This is a genomic window from Pseudovibrio sp. W74 (genome assembly GCF_001623085.1).
GTDB lineage: Bacteria > Pseudomonadota > Alphaproteobacteria > Rhizobiales > Stappiaceae > Pseudovibrio.
On sequence record NZ_LMCJ01000062.1, the window covers coordinates 72,210 to 86,879 of the forward strand.

12 protein-coding genes are annotated in these 14,670 nt (G+C 43.8%); 9 read left to right on the forward strand and 3 right to left on the reverse strand.

Going from position 1 to position 14,670, the window contains the following annotated elements:
- From PsW74_RS29535 to PsW74_RS27020, 4 genes are all read left to right on the forward strand, one after another.
- A partial coding sequence (locus tag PsW74_RS29535) for a hypothetical protein (RefSeq protein WP_208988183.1) occupies positions 1–632 on the forward strand: 632 nt, incomplete at its 5' end.
- A gap of 9 nt (positions 633–641) precedes the next feature.
- The gene (locus PsW74_RS27010) at positions 642–1,385 is read left to right on the forward strand and encodes a hypothetical protein (RefSeq protein ID WP_063286996.1); all 744 of its coding nucleotides are present in this window, start codon (positions 642–644) and stop codon (positions 1,383–1,385) included.
- A gap of 301 nt (positions 1,386–1,686) precedes the next feature.
- Entirely contained in the window at positions 1,687–1,977 is a 291-nt protein-coding gene (locus PsW74_RS28560) for a PAAR domain-containing protein (protein ID WP_082830728.1), read from the forward strand.
- Complete coding sequence (locus tag PsW74_RS27020; protein ID WP_082830729.1) at positions 1,967–2,347, forward strand: hypothetical protein; 381 nt, start codon at positions 1,967–1,969, stop codon at positions 2,345–2,347. The genes PsW74_RS28560 and PsW74_RS27020 overlap by 11 nt, the downstream gene beginning before the upstream one ends.
- A gap of 399 nt (positions 2,348–2,746) precedes the next feature.
- Here the strand turns inward: PsW74_RS27020 and PsW74_RS27025 are convergent, their stop codons facing one another.
- Both PsW74_RS27025 and PsW74_RS27030 read right to left on the reverse strand, forming a co-directional pair.
- On the reverse strand, positions 2,747–3,748 hold the full coding sequence (locus tag PsW74_RS27025) for a hypothetical protein (RefSeq protein WP_057462699.1): 1,002 nt from the start codon (positions 3,746–3,748) through the stop codon (positions 2,747–2,749).
- A gap of 55 nt (positions 3,749–3,803) precedes the next feature.
- Positions 3,804–5,162, reverse strand: a complete 1,359-nt coding sequence (locus PsW74_RS27030) for a class I SAM-dependent methyltransferase (RefSeq protein WP_208981892.1) — start codon at positions 5,160–5,162, stop codon at positions 3,804–3,806.
- 175 nt (positions 5,163–5,337) lie between these two features.
- Here PsW74_RS27030 and PsW74_RS27035 point away from each other — a divergent pair, with 175 nt between their 5' ends.
- Genes PsW74_RS27035 through PsW74_RS27055 form a run of 5 tightly spaced genes read left to right on the forward strand, consistent with a single transcriptional unit; the run spans position 5,338 to position 13,930 of the window.
- Positions 5,338–6,531 carry an NAD-dependent epimerase/dehydratase family protein gene (locus PsW74_RS27035; protein ID WP_063286993.1) on the forward strand — a complete coding sequence of 398 codons (1,194 nt, stop codon included), beginning with the start codon at positions 5,338–5,340 and terminating at the stop codon, positions 6,529–6,531.
- Positions 6,532–6,552: 21 nt separating this feature from the next.
- Positions 6,553–7,530, forward strand: coding sequence for an SDR family NAD(P)-dependent oxidoreductase (locus tag PsW74_RS27040; protein WP_063286992.1), 978 nt, complete (start codon positions 6,553–6,555; stop codon positions 7,528–7,530).
- Positions 7,520–10,582: a glycosyltransferase family 4 protein gene (locus PsW74_RS27045; protein WP_063286991.1), complete on the forward strand. Its 3,063-nt coding sequence runs from the start codon at positions 7,520–7,522 to the stop codon at positions 10,580–10,582. The genes PsW74_RS27040 and PsW74_RS27045 overlap by 11 nt, the downstream gene beginning before the upstream one ends.
- Before the next feature lie 13 nt (positions 10,583–10,595).
- On the forward strand, positions 10,596–12,704 hold the full coding sequence (locus tag PsW74_RS27050) for a glycosyltransferase (protein ID WP_063286990.1): 2,109 nt from the start codon (positions 10,596–10,598) through the stop codon (positions 12,702–12,704).
- Positions 12,701–13,930 (forward strand): glycosyltransferase family 2 protein, encoded by a 1,230-nt coding sequence (locus PsW74_RS27055; protein WP_208988184.1) that lies wholly within the window; start codon positions 12,701–12,703, stop codon positions 13,928–13,930. The genes PsW74_RS27050 and PsW74_RS27055 overlap by 4 nt, the downstream gene beginning before the upstream one ends.
- 399 nt (positions 13,931–14,329) lie before the next feature.
- Here the strand turns inward: PsW74_RS27055 and PsW74_RS29190 are convergent.
- Positions 14,330–14,670 (reverse strand): hypothetical protein (locus tag PsW74_RS29190; RefSeq protein ID WP_206599963.1); only part of this gene is annotated, 341 nt, incomplete at its 5' end.

Below are 14,670 nucleotides of genomic sequence, written 5' to 3' on the forward strand. Positions count from 1 at the left end.
TTCGCTTTGAGGATGAGGGAGGCCAGGAAGAAGTTCGGCTACATGCACAAAAAGACATGAATACCATGGTGCGCAATGACATGGCATCGGTCGTCTTAAACAATCGTTCCAGTTTCACGGCCAAAAACACGTTGGATGAAGTTCTTGGCAATGCTCACGTTGCCGTCTCTGGATCGGTAAACGTTAAGGTGGGCTCGTCTTCACTTGCAGGGCTTGCATCTAAGCAAATTGGTGGTTCGGTGAATAAGGTGTCTCAGGTTGGCAAGTCAATGGAAAACTACCTGTTCAACGGGGCGCAATCTGGAAATTACAGTATAGAAGCAGATAAAAGTATAGTCGTGAACTCTGGTGCTAACTACTTTCAGCATACCGGCAAGAACTTCAGTAAATCTGTGGCTCACAACAACTCTGAGAGCATTCTTGGAAACTCGACTGTCACAGTTGACAAGTCGATATCTTCGACTGCGAAGGAGTTTTATACAATAGTAGCTGGTAAACGGCACACAATTATCTGCGGCGGCAGCAAGGTCATCATGAATGCAGATGGCTCAATCCAGATGACCGGAACGAACATTTCTATCAATGCGTCTTCAGAGCTTATTTTGAGGGGCGGCAAGGTCAAAATCAATTAGGAACAGAAGATGGATAAGCTATCAAGCAGCGCGAATGCCAGGCTTCTCGCACTCTGCAATCTATTTGGCATCAGAAAAGAAGCAATAGAGGAAAACGAAGATTTTGCCTTAGCAATTCTCGTTAACCTCTACGCAATGCCGGTGATACCCGACAAATCTGAGCGTCGTCAGTATGGCAATGAGATCCTGCAAAATGCTCATTCTGCTTTTCCTCCACCGCAAGGTAATATGACAAGCGAGTTCCATGGTGGAGTGGCAAGTCAGGTCATCATGATGCAGGAGTTCCCGGCCTGGTATGCAAAGCTCGACAAGTCGCCAGCAGAACTTGTTGTGATCTACAAAGATCTTGAAACTACTGTGTCGTGGTTGGAATATGCTGGAATTGGCGTGGGTGCACTTGGTGGCACTAGCGCTTTCAAAGCGGGGGTTATCGAAGGGATCAACACCGGCTCGATACGAGAAGGTATGAAAAAAGCAGGAAAACGGTTCATGGGGCAGGATGCTTTGACTGACGCTCTCAAGAAACGACTTGGACAACATGCGCCAAAGTTGGCCAGAGCGGGTGGTGTCATAGGAGCTATCGTGATTGCATCGGCTGTTGTCGCGTATCATGCAGCTAAGGAGCAAATGGAAGAGATCAAATCCATAATGATGATAAAATATCAGAATGGAGAGGCCACACATGAGCAATTCAGTGCTGTCTTTGCAGATGGAGTTGATCCAGAATACCTGAATCAGTACTGGGAGCATTAATGAAATACAAATCAAGATTTATAAAATTAAAGCAGATTCATATATCCATCATTGGGTTAATCTATATTTCTACATTACTTGTGTTATATAAATTTATATTTGGCAGTATCGACATTTATGGATATATACTGACATTATCATTTTGTGTAATTTCAGGAATAGTAGTAGCCAAGTTCTTACACGGAAAGATCATTATAATTGACAATAAGAAAAATGAAAATCATGACGTGGATTAATGGAAGGCTGAGTTACTAAACCTCTTAACCGAATAAACATCCAATTAAACTCAGTGAGAAATTTTATGCCTGCCGCATATCGTAAAGGTGACATAGCCTCTGGTCATGGGTGTTTCCCACCCACTCCATCAGTTGCTGGAAGCCCTGACGTATTTGTCAATCAAATCGCAGTTGTACGTGTCGGAGATGGCGTTGCTCCACACGGCTGCAAAAAATGCCCGTCACATGGAAGAGCTATGAATGCTGGATCAGGCACCGTTTTTGTAAATGGACGGGCAGTGTGCCGGATTGGAGACGCTGTTGGTTGCGGAGGATCCGCATCAGTCGGGTCAGGAGATGTTGAAATTGGCGGTTGATAAAATCACTCAAACACCTGGGGCATTCGAATTGGGAGACGGTCTAACCCCAATGGATATCTGGCAAGGTCTTCATGCCAGCGAACCTCTCTGGATTGCTTCTGCGGGGGTTGAGGGAGGCGATGAAAACCAGAGCCGGATTGATGAAACAGATCTGAGCCTTTTGAGGAGACTTGAAGACTTCCCTGCAAAAAGATGGGCGCAGATATGTGATGGCACCGGCTGGACAGCATTGGGTGCCGTCGCTCTGTCCTGGTGTGAGGGTTCTACAGACTTTGCCTTTAAAGCTGCGTGGTCGAACGCGGTAGCAGATCTGGAACTCAAAGATAGCGAGAAGCGTGCATTAAGATTGGTGAAGAAGTATCTTTGAAACGAAGATTTCCCACACTTTTGGGTACTTTAGTTGCCGTTCGCTGCACTGCGTGAACTGAGGTAAGAGAGGAGCTATTACCAGCGACGAGGGCCAACACCGGACATTAGAACGTTTCTATCAAGAGTTGATGCTATCTACATGGAAGGCATTCTCAGTAGCTTAGCGGGAAGCCCTTCATAGCTCTATGCGATTACCTGAGTAAGACGGTCAGATCGGTTTGCGAGCCCTTTGCTGACGCTCGACACTGCGTCTAACAGAGGGAGAGTTCGCAGGTGCAACATGTAGCTTTGCCATTACGAACATTCGCTTGGTTAGGGAATAGCCCTATACAACGCTAACATCCAACTTGCCATTTAATGCAGACAATGCTCATTCATTTGAAATAATATCAAGCAACTAAACAACTTCTCTCTCAATCTGCCTAAATGCTCTTTTAAACCTAAAATTGTTGCCTCGGTCATTTGTAGCCTCATCATCCAGAATATGGCTGAACTCTTCTTCGACATATTTTAAGTAATCAAGTGCATGTGCAGTTTTACCTTTCATCGCAATCAAATATGACCTCGAAAGCCCCATTCTAAATTTATCAGCATCTTTTAGGTGGGCGCTCGCATGTATATCGTGGAATCTAAGACACTCATCCAAGCTTGCTTCCGTGAAGGGATCAAACTCTGCAACTTCTTTTGGTATCTTTTTCTTGCTTCGGTAAATCGAGCTGGTGAACACTTGTCCATACCATTCAAAATAGTCGTGAAGGTAACCCATTGTAACTTTGATCCAAGGAAGTCGGTCAAAGAAAAAATCCTGGTTCACAAAGAAGGAGGCATCTTCGATAAGATTTGGTAAGAATTGGCTAGATACGTGTCTGTTTAGATTAGGCGTTTTACAAAGATCAACGAAGCAGAGTTCGATAGGTGTGCCGCTCCATTCAAAGTCACAAAAGTCGCCTGCGTATAGTTCGATAAGCTCTTCATAGGGTGCAATACTTTCTTTGAGAATTCCAAGGAATGAATCCCCAAAACGATATTCGACATCTCCAAACTTTCTCACAATGTCGGAGCCATTTCGCGGTTTTGGTAGATAACCGAGTTCGTAGCTGCTAATTGGTTTTGTGTTAAAGCCCAAGGGCGACAAAAACTGCTGAGATTTAGGATTATCGCGAAGGCCTTGAGCAAGAGAAACCACGGATGATCCCATAAAGCTCCCGGCGTCAATGACCGCCCCATGCGCTGAGTAGCTTTTTAATGCTAAATTATAGAGCATTTTCCGCTCAGCAACAGAGAGCATGCCAGATGCTGTGAGCACATTCTCAGGCAAACCTAATCCAAGAAATGAGATACTTGGATGGAGATAACACCCATGAGAAACTACAGCATTTTTGATCGCAAAGTCGATCATGATGTTAATCCCTGACATTAATATGGCGGAGTTTTTGCACTTCCGCTTGGATCAACTAACGCGCTCCAGCAACACAAAAAACCGCATTGGTTTCCAGTTCATTCGTCGTAATATCGGGTAAAATACCCTCTACTTTCTTAGTAATTTCAGGAGTCATGCGCTGCAACACACTATCTGGAGAGGGGCGATGGTCCCAAATTTTTATATCGAAAAACTCCTGAGTTAATTCTCGCAGTTCTGAAATGCGAATGCGGTTAAGGTTGGTATATAGATAATGATCTTCTGGTAACTCCTTGAGGATGCTGATGTGATTCCAGTCAAAGAATTTTTTATGCTCGGGATTACTGGTATCTAATACAGAGGGGTTATGAGGTGCCATGTGATGTCCACTCCATCCATAAAAATTATGATGAAGAAAGATGAGCTTACCATTCTTATTTACTAATTTGGATATATCAGCAAATACGCTTCTTATATCTGTCAGGTGCTCCGTGACATTATGCAGGCAGACAATATCGTAGGTGTTTTGGCCAACTAAATCACTTGTTGATGTTTGAAGTAATTCAATGTCTTCAATAGCATTCGCGATTTCTTTTGCGGTTTTTGGAACTTCTACCCATTGCCGTATGCGCTTGTTGCGCATTCGTTTTTCCTCAAGCAACATTGCAGGATCGATCCCAGTATAGCTCCGAGCGCCAGCACACAGATAACCAAACGCATACCCGCCAAAACCACAACCGACATCTAAGATGTTCTTGCCTTTAACATAATTCTGGATTTTCTTAGGCCAAGTGCAATACCCAAGTTCAACAGCCTTCTCGATTAACTCTGGGTCGAAATTCCTGAGGGCTCGCCGCATGTCACCACTATTATGAAAAAAAGCTATTTTAGCCTGTAGTTCGTGATTATCCCAATCATCGGCTGGCGTGATTTTTTTTAATTGCCGACCTGCTTTGAGCCGCGAAAGTTTGGAGAGGTGTTTCGAATCGAGAACTTCAAGAGCATCACGAGCTTCTCCTTGCTTTCGCAACCATCCCACCTGTTGGCGCACTTTCAGAGCCCGATTATGCTTGGGGTTGGTGTTCAACGCAATTTTTAATTCATTTTCTGCTTGATTGAGGTCTCCTTTTGCAATCTGAAGCAACGCTGAAATCGTCCGCATGCCTGCATGCTGAGGATGCTTAGCTAGAAAAGTCAGACAATATTTCTCACAGTTATTGAGTATGCCTTTTTTCGACTCGATCTGGCATAGAAAGAAAGCAGCCGGGTGATATGGAGCGGCTTCAGCTAAAGGATGCAGATACTCTCTGGCTTTATCTAGGTCGCCATCAAGAGCAGCTTGTTTCCCTAACTCAAATTTATCTAAGCGGGTGGGCACTTTGACTGACATTAATGTCCTCGTGATATCAAGCATATCACCAACCTAATATTTCTTTTATTAAAGCACTAGGTAAATGAGATATTGCGATTAGTTAGACACGTCTTTTAGAACGTGAATATCATGTGTATTGTATAATGAATGCAACCATTATAATTAAGTACATGAAATGCTAAGTCGTTTTAAAGATCACCCATTGGAGACTTGAATAGTGAAGATACTTTTGTTGGGAGGAGATGGCTTTTGCGGTTGGCCTACAGCCCTTCATCTAAGTAACCTTGGGCATAATGTTATAATCATAGACAATTTATCTCGCAGGCGTATCGATATTGAATTAAACGTTGGATCCCTTACCCCAATTCGTACCATCAATGAACGAGTCCATGCCTGGTTTGAGCTTACCGGACACATCATTCAGTTCATAGAAATTGATATTGCTCATGAATTTGACAAGCTAATAAGCTTGTTAAGAAATGAAAAGCCCGACAGTATTGTGCATTTCGCTGAGCAACGCGCAGCGCCTTACTCAATGAAAAACTGCGACTCAAAAAACTACACAATCACCAACAATATATGTGGCACTCACAATATTTTGAATGCAATTGTAGAGGTCCAGCAGGATATCCACTTGGTGCACTTAGGTACCATGGGGGTCTATGGATATGGCCACGACGAACCAATTCCAATTCCCGAAGGATATCTTGATGTTCAGATCAATACATCTGACAACCGCCAAATAACGGACTCTATTGTCTATCCACCAAATCCCGGCTCTGTGTACCATATGACTAAAACTATGGATGCTCAGATGTTTCAGTATTATGCAAAAAATGACAAGCTGCGCATCACCGACCTTCATCAGGGAATTGTTTGGGGTACTCAAACTCAACATACCAGTTTAGATGAACGGCTGATTAATAGGTTCGATTATGACGGCGACTATGGAACGGTTCTAAATCGTTTTCTAATGCAAGCGGCAGTTGGTCTACCGCTCACTATTCATGGAACTGGGGGGCAAACAAGAGCGTTTATTCACATCTCAGATACGTGTAAGTGCATTGAATATGCGCTTTTGGCACCTCCGCCTCTTGGCAGCCGTCCGGCTATCCTGAATCAAATGTCTGAAACCTGTAGCCTTTCAGAGCTAGCAAAGTGCATCCAGTCAATCACGGGATGTGAAATCAGTTATGTGCAAAATCCTCGAAATGAGGCGGAAAAGAATGATCTAGTGGTTAAGAACGACCATCTGCAATCATTAGGTTGGCAACCGACTCTCATGGAGGATAGCCTGTTTCGAGAGGTCACAGAAATCACTGAACGCTACCGAGAGAGAGCCGATCATTCAAAAATTCGCTGTGTCTCCTATTGGAGCAAGAAAACTAAGCAACCCATAACCACCTCCTAGTTTTGACGAGTTTTTAGAGACATGTTTAATCGTATCCTCATCACTGGCGGTTGTGGCTTTATCGGCTCGAACCTGGTCAGAACACTCGCATCTGAGGTGGCAGCTCACGAAATCTTGGTTTTGGACAGTGAAGTCACAGGAAACGCAAGCTCGTTAGGTGGCGTACCTCATTATTTTATCCATGGGGACATTAGGGATCAATCAGTTCTTGAGGATGCGATAAAAGGCGTCGACGCGGTCATACATTTAGCTGCTGATACGCGTGTAATAGATTCCATTGAAGATCCTACCTATAACTTTGACGTCAATGTAAAAGGTACATTGAACCTTTTGGAAGCTATGCGAAAACAAGGTGTTAGAAGCCTTGTTAATGCGTCAACTGGTGGCGCAATTATTGGAGATGGCCCCCAACCAGTCCACGAAAGCATGCCAGCATACCCAGCTTCAGCCTATGGTGCATCAAAAGCTGCTGCTGAGGCTTATTGTGCAGCTTATTCACAGAGTTACGGAATGGATATCACGTCGCTACGCTTTTCAAATGTCTATGGGCCTCGTTCTATCCATAAGGGCAGCGCAATCGCGATGTTTGTTAGATCAATTCTTATGGGTGAGCCGTGTCAAGTGTATGGTGATGGTAGCCAAACCAGAGATTTCGTGTTCGTTGAAGATCTTTGTCAGGGCATCCTTCAGTCACTGAAATCTAAACATAATGGGGTTTTTCAGCTTGGCAGCGGAAAGCCAACTTCGATCAACGAAATTATTGGCATTTTAAAAATAGTTTCGGGCCAAAATGATGCGCTAAGAATTGCCTATCATGGTTTTAGGGCAGGCGAAATTCTCCATAACTTCGCTGATATTAGAAAAGCTCGGAGAGACTTGGGCTTTATGCCTCAGACTGACTTAATTACTGGTATCCAGAGAACATGGGACTATTTTCAGAATAAGTTGAGCGCTTTGCCAATCAGTGATGAGCGTGGAGTGCCCCAGCATGCAGATTGACACATTTGCGATCGAAGCTTTCCCCAATCTAGATAGCTACGCGAGCCATACATCAGGCAACAAACTTCGCGTATGCATTGCTACAGAAGAGATCCTTGGGCCAGTCAGAAATGGTGGCATTGCTTCCACTTACTACCATCTAGCCAAAGGGCTAGCTGCTCGTGATCATGAAGTTCATATTCTCTACCTTAAAGGGGAAAGTGTTGAGAACGAAACACCTCAGCATTGGGTTAAGCATTTTGCTGAATTTGGCGTCGCTCTACACTACTTACAACATACAACCGAGACTATCGTAGGTCCGTCTCAAAATTGGCAAGGGCGATACAACGCGGCTTATCGCTGGCTAAAAGAACAACAAAAATTTGATGTAGTTCACTCTTCAGAATGGCGAGGAGGCCTAATTTACGCTTTGATGGCTAAAAAGCTCGGCCTTGCGTTTCAAGAGACCCTTTTTATCATTAAAACTTCTTCTCCACATCTATGGAACCGCCATTACCAGATGCAACCCATTGCTAAACGCGACCTTTTGCCAGCGAGTTTTGCTGAACAGAAGTGCGTTGAACTTGGTGATATTGTCATTGGCGGTAGTGCACATTTGCTGTGTTTTATGAAGCATGTTGGTTATCAGCTGCCTGCAGCTACTTATGTGCAACCAAATATTCTAGATTTTTCAGAAATTGATGTTATCGATCAGAGGCCTCCTCGAAAAACTGGGGATAGGATTCATGCTCAAGAACTAACGTTTTTCGGCCGTTTGGAGATGCGCAAAGGGATTGAGTTATTCTGTACAGCTCTGGATCTTTTAGAACGGGAAGGTACCCCCCCTAAGACAGTGAATTTTCTCGGTAAATACGGCGAAGCACTTTCAAACCAGAATAATGAAAAAGTAGTTGATTTTATTAACAGAAAAGCCAAAAGCTGGAGCTTTGAGGTCAACTGTGTAACTCACCTGAACCAACCAGAAGCTCTTTCATTTCTGTGCTCGAGAGACATGATTGCAGTTATGCCTTCGCTTATCGAAAATTCTACAATGGCTGTTTATGAAGCGCTTGAACATAACATTCCATTTATAGCAACAGATGTTGGTGGGACACCTGAACTGATCGCAAAAGAAGATCATTCTGCTTGCCTGATACCACCGAACGCATACGAGCTGGCCGGCCGTTTGAAATCCGCACTCATGGAAGGCCATCCCATCGCGGGTGCCAGTTTCAGTAATCAAGACAACTTAAAAACCTGGTACGGCTTTCACGCCTACCTAGGAGATTTATACGCTAGGAACTCAGGTAAGGAAGCAACAGTAACGCTTAACAAGCTAGCAGTATTGAATGCGAAAGAGAGGCAAGAAACAGTCGCTGGAACCTTAGAGATAGTTGTTTTGCTGCGTGAAAGCGGTACTGCAATGGCATTTGCAAAAGCTTTGCTGAGCGAGCTCCCAGATAAAGTAAGCATTCTGGTTACGTTACCGGAGCTTGAAGAGACAGCTCGGGGCATTGTCGAATATTTGCAACGTAATGGCATAAGCTCCAGATTATGCCCGTTTATTGGTTTCCCGGCAGGACAAGCGTTCAATCGAATAATGGATGAATGTTCTGCTGATGCCTGCATTTTATGCGATGGTACGGCCGTTCATTTTGCTTCAGGTTTTTGTAACGATATTCGCGTTGCGATTCAGCACCAAAAGAATGCCATCATTTCAAGCTTTGTTAAGCTGCCAGACAACAAAATTGTTATGCCGATGGGAAGCGATATTGTCTCAGAAGTCGTATTCGGAAATTCGGTTGGAGCAAGTGTAGTCTGTATTCCTAAGAAACTCATAGCCCAATTGAGTGGACTGCAACCGTATGACCTTCGCTTTGGGCTTTTACAAGAGTATGTGCTCCGAGCGAAAAACGAACACAATACTGACCTTATGGTGATCCCTGAATGCCGCTTGGCCTGCGCATTTGAGCTAGGAGAACTAACAGAGCAACAAAACAACTCAAACGCGTCATATTTGCGCTCAATGCCATTGATCGAAAATGATAACATCGCATATCGTAAATTAGCTCTTTTGCCCCACACAGGTCACGGAAGTCTCAAACTCCAACCAAAGCTATATCGGGATAAAAAACGACAAGATGATGAACCGGTTTGGCTTGTGCACGCAGACAGATCTCGCAAACTAAGAAATAGATGGTCCAAAGTTGCGATTGGACTGGATGAGAGTGCATCGCGAATACTTTGTGTTGCGATTGGTTCAGGAGAACGTTCTTTATTTGCTAATGGAACAAAGCAACAAATCTCACTCATAAATCAAACGGGCGAAACAACGCTGCATGCCTTTGACATTCCAAAGGATTGGCCGGAAGGTGACCGATACAATATTAAGTTTCATTTAGCGAACAAAGACAGGACGCGCTCGCAGTTCATCCGAGTTATCAAGCTCTCCAGAAATGTTTTTGTAGCTGTATCGGGCAGTGTGATCTTAAACCGAGATGCAGCCGAAAGGATGTTTAGCCAGCATGATACTCTTTTCAAAATTCCAAGCATTGCCGCAAAAAAAAAGCAACCAGAATCAATTTCGGAGTTGAAGGAAGCAACTAAGCGAACGCTGAAACAGGATAAGCTAACAGCGTACTCTGGAGAAAAGAGGAAGCTATTTCTTACAGCTGATAGCCTTATTTCTTTGCATAGGCCTAAGAGAAAACTCCTTCGCTTGTTCCGTGGTTACTCAGGTTCTCCGATTAAAGCATCTATACCGCCAAAGGAGCTTTTTGCCTTAAACCCCACTCACATTGAAGGATGGGCATGGGATAGAAGAGATACTTCAAAAAAGTTGACAGTTATTCTGGAAGTTAATGGTGTTGCCATGACTGAAGCCAAAGCTGATCGATACATTGCTAGATTTGGCAGCAGAAACCAGAAGCTTGCTCAGCATGGCTTTATACTGTTGGTCCCCAAGGAAGCAAGAGATGTGAATGCCGAAGTCACGGTAAAGGTTAAAGAGGACGGCAGCATAGTTCGTAACGGCAAGCTAAGATACCTTGCCGAGATGTTGGTTGCGCAGTGAGGAAATCGTTTGAATGATCGAACTACAGCAGGACATAAATGCGATTGCACCGATGCTTAGCAAACGCATATGCATTATTACTGCTGATATCTTCGGGCCTATAAAAAATGGTGGTATTGGTACTGCTTATTTTCATTTGGCAGTGTTTTTAAAACGTACCGGGCATCATGTAACCATTTGCTTTGTAAATGGGCATGCCAAAAACCAACAAAAAATGCGGATCACTCGCGATTTTTATTCTGAACATGGTATTGAATTTTCTGCTGTTGCTCCTCAGGTACTTGCAAAAACTGAGATGGCTCAGACAATGGCACCTCCATATGCAGCCTATGAATGGTTGCGAGAGCACGAAAGTCATTTTGATATGGTGCACGTGTCAGAGTGGCGTGGTTTGGGGTATGTTGCTTTATTAGCCAAGAAACTGGGTATTGCATTTCTAAATTTACAATTTGTTGTCAAAGGTTCCTCTCCAACACTCTGGGCTGCGGAGGGAAATTCGCAGTTCCTGGAAGAATACCGTCAACTTGGTTGGGTTTTTATGGAGCGACAGAGCGTGGAAATGGCTGATACGCTCATCTGCGGCAGTCAGCATCTTTTGAACTGGATGCTTCGTAATTGCTATAAACTTCCTGCAAAAAGTTTTTACTGGCCCAACGTGTTCCTAGAAGACCTTAGCAGCGTTACTCCAAAACGATGCTCTCTCGTGGGTGAATGGGTGTTTTTTGGCCGATTGGAACCTCGGAAAGGTATCTTGTTATTTGTTAATGCTCTCAATGCGCTAGCTGCAAAAGGCATTTCAATTCCCCCAATCACTTTTCTCGGAGGTTATTCTCATCGGTTTGATGCTCAGAAGTTCATTATGCAAAACAGCAAGAAGTGGCAAACCAAAGTCACATTTAAAGTCAATTGCAATGCTTTTCAAGCAATCGAATACCTTAGTGTCGAAGGCCGGTTAGCAGTGATCCCATCCTTACTGGAAAACTCTCCATTGGCTGTTTATGAATGCTTAGCTGCACAGGTTCCGTTTATTGCTGCAAATACCGGTGGGACGTATGAACTGATTGATGAAGACGGACGAGAAGGAGTCTTATTTGAACCTCATCATCTGGCACTAGCAGGCCGGCTTGAGCATTATACCAAACGACTCCCAGCCCCTGCAGTGAGACATGATAGATTGAAGAGATCACTGACAGTCTGGGAGAACTGGCACCGCCAAAACCAATCAATGTCAAAGGCAGCCAGACCAAAGAAAGATAATCATCCGCTAGTCAGTATCTGTCTTACTCATTTTGAACGCCCCCATCTTCTAACCCAAGCTTTAAAGAGCATTGAACGCCAGACCTATCGAAATTTTGAGGTGATAGTCGTTGATGATGGTAGTCGTTCGCCGCTTGCACGTGCAACGCTTAAGGCCCTTGCTCAAAGGTACAAAGATAAGTCATGGCGCATCCTCTATCAGGAAAATAGATATGTAGGGGCAGCAAGAAACAAGGCCGCTCAAGTTGCCAAAGGTGAGTTTCTGCTTTTCTTTGATGACGACAATTTCATGATGCCTGAAATGGTCGACAAGCTTGTGAGCGCAGCAACTTTTGCAGGGCTTGATTGTTTAACTTGCAGTTCATTACGTTTCAGTGGTGAAGGAGAACCTTATTCGTCCAATAGTGTACTCGGAACGCAGATACGCTTTGTAGGCCCTGCAAAAGCATGGGCGACAAAGGTAAATGTGGTTGGCGATGCAACCTGCCTTGTAAAAAAGACAGCCTTTTCAGCTTCTGGAGGGTATTCTGAAGGATATCGAGTTGGAAAAGATGATATTGAATTTTACAATCGCCTAATATTAGATAATCGAAAAATATCTTACTATCCTGATCCATTATATTACTATCGACAAAGTACAGATAGTATGAAGCTGAAAAATCAGATTAAAGAAGAGGCTGATTTCAAGCAGGTATTACCGTTTCTGGACAATATGGATGCTGAAGATAAAAGCCTTTTCTTACTACGCCCTGATGCGTCTCAGCTTATCAGTAACCAACGCGATGCTGAAAAAGCAAGTTTCCGACCAGGGAAAGTGAGTTCGGCTATACGAAAAGCGCAGAATTTTATTAGGGTAAAAATTTGAGACCTAGTAAACACTCCAATAAGTCCAGACAAACAGATTATCCATTAATCTGCATATTACGGGACGAAGCTGACATTTTACCAGCGTTCCTGCATCATTATCGCTCAATTGGAGTTACTTGTTTTTACATTGTTGATACCGGTAGTTCAGATGGCTCTCGTGAGTTTTTGCTTCAGCAAAATGATGTTCAGCTCTTTGAAAAAAATGGAGGTTACCCGCAAGCAAATGCCGGAATTGATTGGGTCAATGAAATTGGCAGTAAGTATTGCAAAGACAAATGGACAACAGTTGTTGATGCGGACGAGTTTCTACAGCCTCCCCAACTATCAATACACGGGACGACAGATGCCCTACAAAGCGAGCTAGCCTTTGCACTTTATACTCCTCTAATAGATTTTTTCTGTGATGATCTTACCAGCGCGCCCAAATGTGCGGTGGATCTAGATGAGCTCATTACCAACACACCCAACTATGTCCCCTTTTCTAAATTTCATACAGAACGTACCCAAGCTTTTCCTTTTTTTGAACTTCGCTCTTCTGCTCGAGCGGATATGTCTGGCAGGAGGAATTATCTTGTAAGATCTTACAAAATACCGCTTGTGTACTGGCAAGCAGACTTCCAGTACCTTCGCTCAACACACTTGTGTACTCCTGTTCCGTTGGGAGATACATGCGGCCATCTGCTTCACTTTAAGTATCGTTCAGGGTTCGAGAAACGTCTATTGAAGGAGTTGGAAAACCCAGATCGCATGAATGCAGATGTTTATCGTATCTCAAAAGCAATCATACGTAATCAGAAATTGCTTCACCAGAACACGGTGGTTTTACGTAACAAAGACGCATTCAAGGAGAGTGATTGGCTGTCAAACGCGGGTTTCTCGGAGAGATGGAAGGAAGTAAATCGCTCTAAAGCTTATTACTTCAAAATTCTTACAGGTAAGAAAACAACAACAGACAGTACACTAGAGGAAAACCTGACACGCATAACTACCTCTTTAAGTTGGAGAGTGACCAAGTCCTTACGGGCATTTCTCTTCAACCGAGGATTGTTGCGACATGAACATTTTCCAGAGCGTATTAATAGCAATCAAGCAGCTGCTGAGCAAATCATTGCTATATATGAGTCATTCTGGTGGATGCTAACCAGTATTATCAGACTACCGGTTGCATTTTACCGTGCAGTACTCTGGTACAAACTCAAACAGCGCAGCAGAAAGACAAGATGACTTAATTTAGCTTCCTCTCATAAATGAGTATTCAAAACTAGAGGTAGCCAATTCCGCTTTCTCTCCGTTTGTGAACAGTAGTAATCTGTGATTGAAATGGCTAAATTTTACAGTTGGCCCTCGACGCTAGCTGCGACTTTTCATTTACCTAAGTTCTCGCAGTGCAGCGAATGGCAGCTTAATCCGCACTGGGTCCATCGCTCAAACTTAAGTACGCTGCCATTCCCACCTCTGGATTGTTCAAAACGCACACAATCAGAAATAGCAAGAACGTAAAACAGGGATATCTCTGCATTAAGGCGAATGTCCACAAATGGTCACAAGCGATTTGCTGCACCCGCGAAGGCAAATCGTGTGGCGTATAATTGCAATGGGGCTCTTCGGTATGAATCTTTATTACTAAAAAAACAGTTGCCGGGAGAGCCTGCACTGCGGCCAGTATGCAACTCTATTTTTTGAAAGGTAATTCGTATCGGCAGTTTTCTGCTGCTTGGAGTACTCGTCAGTATGATAGTTTATTACTCTCCCACATGAAAATCCGGTCGAAGCATCCGGCTCCACCAATGAAGTTTCCATCTTTACAATGGCTTCCTGAGAAAACTGACTGACAATTTTTTGCAGGAACTCTTTCTGAAACTCACGGCGTGCGGAACGAACAACACGTTCAACGATCTTTCGGGAGGGCGCAAACACCTTCTTCTCAAGACACCACAGATAGGCAATCGAAATCAGTTCTTCAA

Excerpts from the sequence above, each read along its gene's own strand:
- PsW74_RS27030 (WP_208981892.1), bottom strand. The coding sequence starts at position 5,162 with ATGCTTGATATCACGAGGACATTAATGTCAGTCAAAGTGCCCACCCGC.
- PsW74_RS27025 (WP_057462699.1), bottom strand. The coding sequence starts at position 3,748 with ATGATCGACTTTGCGATCAAAAATGCTGTAGTTTCTCATGGGTGTTAT.
- PsW74_RS27040 (WP_063286992.1), top strand. The coding sequence starts at position 6,553 with ATGTTTAATCGTATCCTCATCACTGGCGGTTGTGGCTTTATCGGCTCG.
- PsW74_RS27045 (WP_063286991.1), top strand. The coding sequence starts at position 7,520 with ATGCAGATTGACACATTTGCGATCGAAGCTTTCCCCAATCTAGATAGC.
- PsW74_RS27010 (WP_063286996.1), top strand. The coding sequence starts at position 642 with ATGGATAAGCTATCAAGCAGCGCGAATGCCAGGCTTCTCGCACTCTGC.
- PsW74_RS28560 (WP_082830728.1), top strand. The coding sequence starts at position 1,687 with ATGCCTGCCGCATATCGTAAAGGTGACATAGCCTCTGGTCATGGGTGT.
- PsW74_RS27050 (WP_063286990.1), top strand. The coding sequence starts at position 10,596 with ATGATCGAACTACAGCAGGACATAAATGCGATTGCACCGATGCTTAGC.